We start from the raw sequence: 7,056 nt of genomic DNA on the forward strand, positions 1-7,056 counted from the left end.
ATCCTCAAGTCCTTGACCTTGAATCCAGTGCTCTGTTCCGCTGTATGCTCTACATCCTTCAGAGAAGGATACATGAAATCTTCAATTTTGCCGCATTTCTCGCAGATCACGTGGAAGTGATCCGATACGTTGGCATCAAAGCGGCTCGAATTATCTCCATAGGTCAGCTCATGGACCATTCCCGCTTCCATAAACATCTTCAAATTGTTATATACGGTCGCGACGCTCATGCTCGGAAACTTGGGCTCGAGTGCGCGGTATATCTCATCCGCCGTCGGATGGTTCATGGACTCCATCAAATAGGCCAAAATCGCATGACGTTGGGGCGTAATCCGAACACCTGTTGCCTTCAGTTGTTCTAGTGCATGTTGGACTCGCGTAGACATGATTCCCACCGCCTTTAATGTTTTAACATAGTCGTTAATAACTTTATTGTACGTTTATCTTTTGAGCTTTGTCAACGGACCCTGCCCCACAGAAGCCGTTAAAGCTTCCATGTTCATCCTTTTTTAATATTTATTCACATTCAGTTCGCTGTTGCCTTCGACATGGATCGTATAGTCACCGGTGCCGATCTCGCCGGTAATGCTCTTCTTGTCCACGACAAACTCGGGGAACATGTTATGAATATCGCCATAGCTGATCGTTCCGTCAATGGCGTAGTTGCCATCCCCAGGCAGATCAAGGATAAGCTCACCGACAGCGCTGTAGATGTCCCAGTTTCCGCCGACGGAGTTCGATCTTGCCGTAATATCGCCGTTGAGCGACTCTGCCGTCAAATCCGATTTGATGTCATCCACATAAATGTTGCCGTTCTTGGTGCTTACATTGATTTTTCCCTGGGCCCGAATGACCGACAGATTCCCGACCTGGGATGTCAGCGCAACAGAATCGGAAACATCGATCGCCTCCATATTCCCCCGGTTGGTCGTGAGATCGACCGAGCCAGTAACGTTCGCGGCCTGAACGGCCCCGTTCAGCGTTTTTCCTTTAACCTGCCCAAGAATATGGTTCAGCTTAAGTTCGCCATTTGCACTTTCCAGCGTAATTTGCTCAATGGCCTCTACATTATTCAAGGTAATACCGCCGTTCATCGTCCGGATGGAAAAATTAAAGCGGCGGTCTTCCGGCAGCGTAATGGTCAGGTTCATCCGCGGCTGTCTTTTGCCGGATTGCCCGTAAGCCTTGCCTTTGGTTTGGATCGTAACGGTGCTTCCGTCGCTGACGTCAACCGTGGATTCCTGCCCGATCACATCCGCTTCCGGCCCCGTAATCTGATCCACCCACATCTCGGTATCCACCCGAATGTCGTCCACAGGTCCCCGCTGCAGCAAAATATCGCCGTTAATATTGTCGACATTCACCGCTTGGGTCTCGAAGGCGACAGGAATCGAAATCGGGTCCTTATCAAACCGCTTACCCTTAGCCTCACTGTAGTCCACACCAGCCGCCGTCAAATTCAAACTGACCTTATTCCACAAGTGCAGGTAGTGGTCTTGTTCGGTGACGACAAAGACGGAAGCCGACAGCAGTACGGCCACCAGCACTCCGCGGATATCCAGCCGGAAACGCCCCCAGCCGGGTGTTCGCGATTTCCGCATAAACCAGTACAGCACAATATATTCGGCACCCCACAGGACGGCCAGCAGCGGCCACCATTTTAGCAGGAACAGCATGTATTCGGTCCCTTGAACCGCATCCGTCAACAGCAGTGCACCGGTCACAACCAGCAGCAGCACAGCAGTAAAACGCCCCACCCGCAATTTGGGTTTTCGGTTCACGTTGTCGATCACCTCTTTCCACGCTGCAGCACGGCCATAAATCAGGCTATGGCGCAGCGGTTCATCTTCCACGTCTTTGGTTTAAAAACAGGAGCGTCTCCCGAAGCCCGAAAAATAAACCAAGGACGATCAAAACGACCGCAACTGCGGTTTGTCCGTACTGTTCAATAAACATGCCAAGCCATTTGGGCTTCTGATAAAAGGCGATCATCAGCAGCCCGCCGGCAACCAGATATACGCCAAAAGCGATGCTGCGTTCCAAGGCAAAGGGATGCGCCCGTTCCGTCTCCTCTTCATCCGGTAGCTCAAGCCCAGCCCTTTTCCGGTGATAAATCACATAATCCGCAGCTTGAAGTACATCATAAACGCTATAAAAATAAGCGACAGGAAATAAAAGCGCGAGCAAAATAAGCAATGGTACGTTGATCTGGATGCCGATGGAAGAAAAATAGAGCAGCGCCGACGCATCCAGCATCAGCGCGAATATAAGAGAAATCCCTTTACGGTACAATCCCAGATAAATATGGCCGAGTCCCGGACAAATCGCTGCAAGAAGCCCTGCGGTAAATTTGCGCTTGCGGGAATACAGTCGGCGCTTGCGGACTCCCCGCTCCGCCTTGGAATGAATGCGTAACCGGCGTTTACCTTTCTGCGGTTCGTCCGCTGAATTTGTTGAGTGACGTCCGGCAGAATGCATGCTTGCAGCTCCTTTCTTTAAATGGTTTGGCCGAGTCCTTTTTTCTGATAGTACCCTATTCTGTCCCCTAATTAACAGGTCAATATCTGGATTATCCGGCCTGTCAAAGCAAAAACCCCCGGTCACCCGGGAGCTTTCGGCGTTTTCGTCAGTCTAGGGACACCAGTGTAATTCCTTCCAGCTTTCGGATTTGCGAAGCCAGCCGTAGCGGATCAAAGGACTGCTTGATCAGGACGTGCATCGAGATCTCAAGCGTGGTGGAGGGAGGCTCCAGCTCAAAGGGCGCGGCTGCACTCCGTTCATTGATAATCAATTTTTTCACGGTGATACCTTCCGCCTGCACCAATTCCGAGATTGATTCAAGCAGCCCCGGAACCGAAACGGCGTGGAACGTGAACAGGTGGAGCTTGCTCCCTTTGATATAACGCTGCTCCAGCTTATTAAATACCACGAGCGTCAGTAATATAAGCAGCGTGGCTGCGACGGACGCGAAATAAAACCCGGCGCCGACAGACAAGCCGACCGCAGCGACGACCCATACGGAAGCCGCCGTCGTTAAACCGGTAATGGATTTACCGGTAAACAGAATCGTTCCGGCTCCCAGGAATCCGATCCCCGTAATGACGGCCGATGCCAAACGGGCAGGGTCGATCCGGATGTTCACCTCGTGAACGAATTCGGAGAAGCCGTAAATAGACAGCATAATAATTAACGCCGATCCCATGCACACTAAAATATGAGTTCGGAGTCCAGCCGCGTGGTTGGACCGCTCCCGCTCCAGACCGACCAATCCCCCGAGCAGCATAGACAGCAGCAAACGCAGCAAAATATGCACATTATCGATATACCATGGATCCTGCAAGGGTCAACCTCTCCCATTCTGCTGAGGTATTTATTGTGACGAATCGGACGCTCTGTGAAAGGTCGTCAGTTCCACGCCCGGGGCTACCTCATACCGGTCAAAAGGAACAAAGCCATACTTGGTGTACAGCGCCACGGCCGGCGTGTTTTTGGTTCCCGTGGACACGATGAATAAGGGAACATCCGGATGAAGATCCAGCACGTGCTGAATCAGGCTGCCCGCAATCCCCTTGCGGAAATGATCGGGATGAACCATCATCCGGCTGATCGTAATCGTATCCGGCGCTTCCTGCTCCGTTGCTACCGCTCCGATAAGTTCTCCGTCCTCATTTAAGCATCCGTAAAAATCCTCTTTACACTTGCGTATCGTTTCATGGGTATCCATCAGCGGCGGAATATCGCGGAACCCGATCCGCTCCGCCTCCAGCCGGTAAGCCATATGCTGCAGACGCCAGATCTGATCGACCATGTCCTCGTCATCCAGAAACAGTCTGTTTATCATATTCGAAACCACCTCGAGCGCATGCGCGAAAATGAAAATGAATGCTAAATCAAAGGGGCTTGTCACACGGACAAGCCCCAAGGGAAGCTCAAGCTTTTATTGGCTCAATATTTCAGCCAGCAGCTTGTTGACAAGCGCAGGGTTTGCTTTGCCCTTGCTCTCCTTCATGACCTGGCCGACCAGGAAGCCGATCGCTTTCTGCTTGCCCGCCTTGAAGTCCTCGACGGATTGCGGATTTGCCGCGACAACCTGCTCGACGATCGTTTTGATCGCGCCTTCGTCGCTGATCTGCACAAGTCCTTTATCCTCGACGATCTGCTGTGGCAGCTTGCCGGATTCGAGCATTTCCTTGAATACCGTTTTGGCGATTTTGCTGCTGATCGTGCCCTTCTCGATCAATCCGATCATTTCACCGAGACCGCGGCCGGTAATTTTGAGGGCCGGCAGCTCCAGGCCGGTACTGTTCAAGTATCCGAGGAGGTCGCCCATAATCCAGTTGGAAACCGCTTTGGCATCCTTTGTATAGTTCAGGCTGTCCTCAAAAAAGTCCGCCAGCGGCTTCGAAGATGTAATGACGCCCGCATCATAGCTCGGGAGACCGTATTCGGAAGTATAGCGCGCCTGCCGGGCATCCGGAAGCTCGGGAATCGTTGCGCGGATGCGCTCCTTCCAAGCTTCATCGATATGAAGTCTGACGAGGTCGGGATCCGGGAAATAGCGGTAGTCATGCGCTTCTTCCTTGCTGCGCATCGACAGCGTCTTGCCGGCGGCCTCGTCCCAGCGGCGTGTCTCCTGCACAACTTTGCCGCCGTCGTCCAAAATTTCCGCCTGGCGGTACTCCTCGTACTCCAGGCCCCGCTGAACGCCCCGGAAGGAGTTCATGTTCTTCAGCTCGGCGCGGGTGCCGAATTCCTTTTGCCCCACCGGACGGATACTGATATTCGCGTCGCAGCGCATGGAGCCTTCCTCCATCTTCACGTCGGAAACTTCGCAGTACTGCATGATCGCGCGGAGCTTCTCCAAGTAGGCTTTCGCCTCTTCCGGCGACGAAATGTCAGGTTCGGACACGATTTCGACAAGCGGCGTTCCGACGCGGTTAAAGTCGACCAGTGACGCAAATCCTCCGTCAACGTGCGTCAGCTTGCCCGCATCTTCTTCCAGGTGCAGGCGGGTAATGCCGATCCGTTTGGTCTGGCCGTCGACTTCGATGTCGATCCAGCCGTTCTCGCCGATCGGCTGGTCGTACTGGGAAATCTGATAAGCCTTGGGTGAATCGGGATAGAAGTAGTTTTTACGGTCGAATTTGCTTACATCGGCGATCGTACAGTTCAGCGCCATGGCTGCTTTCATCGCGTAGTCGACAGCCTGACGGTTCAGAACAGGCAGTACGCCGGGATGTCCGAGGCAGATCGGGCACGTATGCGTGTTGGGCGGCGCGCCGAATTCGGTGGAGCAGCCGCAGAAAATTTTCGACTTGGTATGCAGTTCGACATGGACTTCCAGTCCAATGACAGTTTCGTATTTGGTTGATGACATATTGTTCTTGCTCCCTCCTGGTCCCGCCTGAGATAATCGGCAGCCAGGATCAGCACGCGGAGGTCGTCGCGGAACTTCAGGCTTTCAAAAAACTCCCTATCGCCTTCATCGCTCCACGCAAACTGCTCGTAACCGTTCTTGAAAGCCTCCTGGTTTTTCTGCATGCCGCTCACGAACTGTTCCGGGGAAATCCCGCGATTCAAATAATCTGCCACATTTTTAGCCATTAGTGAACGCCTCTCTTCCTTCTGTTATTGATCCATTTAATCAGAAAATACACGATCAGCAGCGCCAGTGCAATGAGCAGAATCGGCGTTATGTATGGAGCCGCCTTCTCATCGATATTTTTCCACTGGTCTCCGAGCAGGTAACCAAGATATACAAACAATGCGGACCAAGGAATGACAGCCAGGGTGGTCAGCAGCGTAAACCGTCCGAGATTCATCCGGGAGATCCCTGCAGGGATGGAAATGGCATGCCTTGCCACCGGGATGAACCGGGCCGTGAAAATGACGCCTGTCCCGTATTTGTTGAACCATTCCTCTGCGTAATCGATATGTTTTTTATGAATGAAAATGTATTTCCCGTACTTCTCCAGCACCGGGCGTCCTCCGTAGCGGCCGATCCAATAGATGAACAGCTGCGCGATCACGCCGCCGACCGTTCCAAAAACAACCGCGCCGATATAGTTGATATGGCCCGACGACACCAGAAACCCTCCGTACGCCAGCACGATCTCGCTGGGAATAACCTCGATCATCAGACCCAGCATAATTCCGAAATAGCCCAGACTTTGAATCCAGTCAAATAACTGATTAATGATATCCGATATTAAATGCACGCCGGCCCCCACTTCCCCAATGTACTCTTCTACTTCAAAGCTATTCTAGCACAGGGATGGACATGACTTCTACTTGGTGCCCAATCTGCTCCCGCCGGTGTCTTCACTTGAAAAAGCAGCATATGGTGTGGGTAAAGGAGTGAGTCAGATGCCCCAGATCCCGCAAAACAAAAAGGCCGCTCTGCCAACGGCACGCGGCATCCGCAGGAAATGCAGCAACGAGCTCTACCGGGCGATCAAGCGAATGAAGGTGCATATTCCGGCAGATCTGGTCAAACGAGGGAGAAGCGATGTACTACCGCAAAGTGTAGGCAACCTCATATGGATTCATGAAAACCGGAGCAACCGCAAGGTGCAGTGCGACTGGTGGGACAAAGAAGTCTGTCCGGAGCTCGCCGAACTGTGGCAGCTGGAACCGGGCAGGCTCAGCAGCGCGTTCCGTGACGCTTACGGCGGGTAACGTTTGGTCCACCCACCTAACAGCCATTGGGGCAACGCGCACCATCGGGGCAGTCGTGCTTCATTACGGCTGTTACGGCTGTCCCCCATTTCAGCGCCGCAAGGAATAACACCTACGCACGCTAGGAGAAGGCAGCGCGGTGACCACAAACCAGGAAGCGGCCGAACCGTTTGCATCCTGCTCTCCGCATACTGTCATTCCACCGTCCACCGAGCCCTCACACCGGACAATGCCGCAAGCTGCCTGCCCCATTCCCTGGCCTCGAACGTTAGGGCAAACTCCCGGTCATTCCGAATGACCCGGAGCCGGGTGTCCTCCGCAGCGCGGGCATAATCGTGGTACAGCCCGAAGCCAAAGCGGGCGATGCGCCGGGCCTCC

Annotated in this window: 9 protein-coding genes and 1 pseudogene; 1 reads left to right on the forward strand and 9 read right to left on the reverse strand. The window is 53.2% G+C overall.

Annotation, left to right across the window (positions count from 1 at the left end; genetic code table 11):
* From CPT76_RS28390 to uptA, 8 genes and pseudogenes are all read right to left on the reverse strand, one after another.
* Positions 1–386: Fur family transcriptional regulator (locus CPT76_RS28390; RefSeq protein ID WP_105445268.1), on the reverse strand; the 386-nt coding region annotated here is incomplete at its 3' end.
* Between the two features lie 123 nt (positions 387–509).
* Entirely contained in the window at positions 510–1,781 is a 1,272-nt protein-coding gene (locus tag CPT76_RS28395; RefSeq protein WP_146116454.1) for a DUF4097 family beta strand repeat-containing protein, read from the reverse strand.
* Between the two features lie 61 nt (positions 1,782–1,842).
* Positions 1,843–2,478 carry a hypothetical protein gene (locus CPT76_RS28400; RefSeq protein ID WP_105445270.1) on the reverse strand — a complete coding sequence of 212 codons (636 nt, stop codon included), beginning with the start codon at positions 2,476–2,478 and terminating at the stop codon, positions 1,843–1,845.
* A 148-nt stretch (positions 2,479–2,626) separates the two neighbouring features.
* Positions 2,627–3,340, reverse strand: a complete 714-nt coding sequence (locus CPT76_RS28405; protein ID WP_105445271.1) for an MgtC/SapB family protein — start codon at positions 3,338–3,340, stop codon at positions 2,627–2,629.
* A 30-nt stretch (positions 3,341–3,370) separates the two neighbouring features.
* Positions 3,371–3,841, reverse strand: a complete 471-nt coding sequence (locus CPT76_RS28410; RefSeq protein WP_105445272.1) for a GNAT family N-acetyltransferase — start codon at positions 3,839–3,841, stop codon at positions 3,371–3,373.
* Positions 3,842–3,937: 96 nt separating this feature from the next.
* Entirely contained in the window at positions 3,938–5,377 is a 1,440-nt protein-coding gene (gatB, locus tag CPT76_RS28415) for an Asp-tRNA(Asn)/Glu-tRNA(Gln) amidotransferase subunit GatB (RefSeq protein WP_105445273.1), read from the reverse strand.
* A gap of 32 nt (positions 5,378–5,409) precedes the next feature.
* Positions 5,410–5,604: pseudogene (locus CPT76_RS40745) on the reverse strand (thioredoxin domain-containing protein); the annotation flags it as partial.
* Positions 5,604–6,218 carry an undecaprenyl phosphate transporter UptA gene (uptA, locus tag CPT76_RS28425; protein WP_105445348.1) on the reverse strand — a complete coding sequence of 205 codons (615 nt, stop codon included), beginning with the start codon at positions 6,216–6,218 and terminating at the stop codon, positions 5,604–5,606. The gene uptA and the pseudogene CPT76_RS40745, both read right to left, overlap by 1 nt.
* A 148-nt stretch (positions 6,219–6,366) precedes the next feature.
* Here uptA and CPT76_RS28430 point away from each other — a divergent pair, with 148 nt between their 5' ends.
* Entirely contained in the window at positions 6,367–6,678 is a 312-nt protein-coding gene (locus tag CPT76_RS28430; RefSeq protein WP_105445274.1) for a dehydrogenase, read from the forward strand.
* Positions 6,679–6,872: 194 nt separating this feature from the next.
* On the opposite strand, the gene CPT76_RS37940 is transcribed toward CPT76_RS28430, so the two are convergent.
* Positions 6,873–7,056 (reverse strand): hypothetical protein (locus CPT76_RS37940; RefSeq protein ID WP_181153102.1); only part of this gene is annotated, 184 nt, incomplete at its 5' end.

Origin of the sequence: Paenibacillus sp. AR247 (assembly GCF_002968895.1) — a bacterium.
GTDB classification, from domain to species: domain Bacteria; phylum Bacillota; class Bacilli; order Paenibacillales; family Paenibacillaceae; genus Paenibacillus_AQ; species Paenibacillus_AQ favisporus.

Coding starts and splice junctions, on each gene's coding strand:
- CPT76_RS28400 (WP_105445270.1), bottom strand. CDS start 2,478: ATGCATTCTGCCGGACGTCACTCAACAAATTCAGCGGACGAACCGCAG.
- CPT76_RS28410 (WP_105445272.1), bottom strand. CDS start 3,841: ATGATAAACAGACTGTTTCTGGATGACGAGGACATGGTCGATCAGATC.
- CPT76_RS28430 (WP_105445274.1), top strand. CDS start 6,367: ATGCCCCAGATCCCGCAAAACAAAAAGGCCGCTCTGCCAACGGCACGC.
- gatB (WP_105445273.1), bottom strand. CDS start 5,377: ATGTCATCAACCAAATACGAAACTGTCATTGGACTGGAAGTCCATGTC.